Annotated in this window: 2 protein-coding genes; both read right to left on the bottom strand. The window is 54.9% G+C overall.

Annotation, left to right across the window (positions count from 1 at the left end):
• Positions 1 to 1309 (bottom strand): IS1182-like element ISPfl3 family transposase (locus ACRESJ_RS29360; protein ID WP_431761008.1); only part of this gene is annotated, 1309 nt, incomplete at its 3' end.
• Between the two features lie 525 nt (positions 1310 to 1834).
• The coding region (locus ACRESJ_RS29365; RefSeq protein ID WP_431761009.1) for a sigma-70 domain-containing protein at positions 1835 to 2312 on the bottom strand (478 nt) is incomplete at its 5' end.

A 2312-nucleotide genomic window follows, 5' to 3' on the forward strand; every position in this document is an offset into this window, starting at 1 on the left:
GTAGCAAGAACCGCCCGTTCCCAAATAGCCATTGTTTGAGATTGCCAAACGGGTGCTCCACGATGGATCTGCGTCGCTCCATCATCTCTGGATGCAGTTGCATCCGCTGTGCCATACGCTCAAAGGCTTCCTCTTGTGCGTGACGTGAGACATAGCGGCGCTGAGCCGTTGTACATTGGGCTTTCAGCGCACATCCAGCGCAGTCGCTGACTGCCGCCTGGTAGATCCGGTCGCCTTTGTAACGCTGCTTCAGGGTTAGCCATTGACCTGCCGGGCACTGGTATCGATCCTGTTCAGCGTCATAGGTAAAGTCCTGGCGCTCGAATAATGTCTCTCCGCCTGGGTTCGAAGTTCGGTTTGGCGGCACGTACACGGTAATGGAGGCCTCCTCGCACGCCTGGAATTGCTGGCCATTTGAGTAGCCCATATCGGCTGTCACGGTCAGCGTGTCCTGCCCCAGTTCGGCCTTGGCAGCTTTAGCTATGGGTTCAAGCTGTTTGCGGTCGTCACCATCTTGCGTCACCTCATGGTGCAAAATCAGACAGTGCTCTGCGTCCACGGCTGTTTGCACGTTATAGGCAACACGCGCCCCCTTTGGCGTGCGCATCATTCGGGCATCGCTTTCGTGCGTGTTGAATTGCTCCAGCCCCATCGACTTCATCAAAGCTTGGCAACTACGGTTGTCTTGCTGCTTGGCCTCAAGCTTCGCCAGTGCCGCCTTGATCGCAGTGCGATCGACCACTTGCTCGCCCTCTGCTTTATCAGCGGCATCCAGGTCAGCCAGGTATTGGGCGATCCGCTTATCCAGCTTCTCCTCCTGACGCTTGAGCTGATTCAAATTCAGGTGGCGTCGCGAGGAAGCGACTGCCTGAAACTTACTGCCGTCGATCGCAACCAGATCACCCGCAATCAAGCCGACGGATCGGCAGAACTGCACAAAAGCTCGGCACGTCGTAACGAAAGCTACTTTGTTGTTCTTGCGAAAGTCGGCGATGGTTTTGAAGTCGGGTTTAAGCCGGTTGATCAACCACATCACTTCGATGTTGCGCTGGCACTCAGCTTCTAGGCGCCGCGACGAGCGAATGCGCTGAAAATAGCCGTAGAGATAGAGTTTCAGCTGATCGGCGGGGTCGTAAGCAGGGCGCCCAGTGGCCTTGGGCTGAGCCTTCTCAAAACCGAGCTGGCCCAGATCGAGCTTGGCGACATACAGGTCGATGACCCGTACGAGGTGATCTTCAGGGATCAGTTCCTCCAGCGAGACCGGGAACAGACTGGTCTGGCTGCGGGACTCTCCTTGGATGTAGGCCATAACGAAAAATGCTCCGTATCTTTCGATACGGAGCATTCTCTTAAAGGGCCGGACAGATTGCTAGGTTTTCACACAGTCTGACAAGGGCCTTTTTGCTTTTCTGCAGACAAAAAAAGGGGCGGTTTGACCCGCCCGCATTTTTTCCCTATTCCCTGTGTTCCTTTTCATCGTCCTGATGAATCGCTTCCTGCGATGTCCTTTCCCTTCATCCTTGGAGGGCGTGTCTGTCCGTCGACACAGCCTGAATATTAGAGCTTTCCCCTCCGGGATCAATCGCCCCCTGGTGCGAAATCCAACTGTCACACTTCATCAACAATAAAAAATATTCTTATAAATCAAAATTATAGATTCGATAAGCGCTCAACATAGACGAATGTCAGGGTGTAAAAATAACGAACACTTACGCAAGAGTACGCCAAGGCTTACAGCACGAAAGCACAATACCGAGCGGACTCTGTTCCCCCGGGCCAGGCAAAAAAAAACCCCGAGCCGATCGGGGTTTTTTATGCCATCGCAGTGAGTGCCTTACTGGAACAGCGACTCACTCGACAGACCATTTTTTTCCAGGATCTCGCGCAGCCGCTTCAAGCCTTCCACCTGGATCTGTCTGACCCGTTCCCGGGTCAGGCCAATTTCCAGGCCCACGTCTTCAAGGGTGCTGCTTTCATGACCGCGCAGGCCGAAGCGGCGTACCACCACCTCGCGTTGCTTGTCGGTCAGTTCCGAGAGCCATTGATCGATGCTCTGGGACAGGTCGTCGTCCTGCAACAGTTCACATGGATCGGTTGGGCGGTCGTCCGTCAGGGTGTCCAGCAGGGTTTTGTCCGAATCCGGCCCCAGCGAGACGTCGACCGAGGAAACCCGCTCATTAAGGCCAAGCATACGCTTGACCTCTCCCACCGGTTTTTCCAGCAGGTTGGCGATTTCTTCGGGTGAGGGTTCATGGTCGAGTTTTTGCGTCAGCTCCCGCGCGGCGCGCAGGTACACATTCAACTCCTTGACC

The sequence above is a fragment of the Pseudomonas sp. genome (assembly GCF_050739655.1).
Taxonomy (GTDB): domain Bacteria; phylum Pseudomonadota; class Gammaproteobacteria; order Pseudomonadales; family Pseudomonadaceae; genus Aquipseudomonas.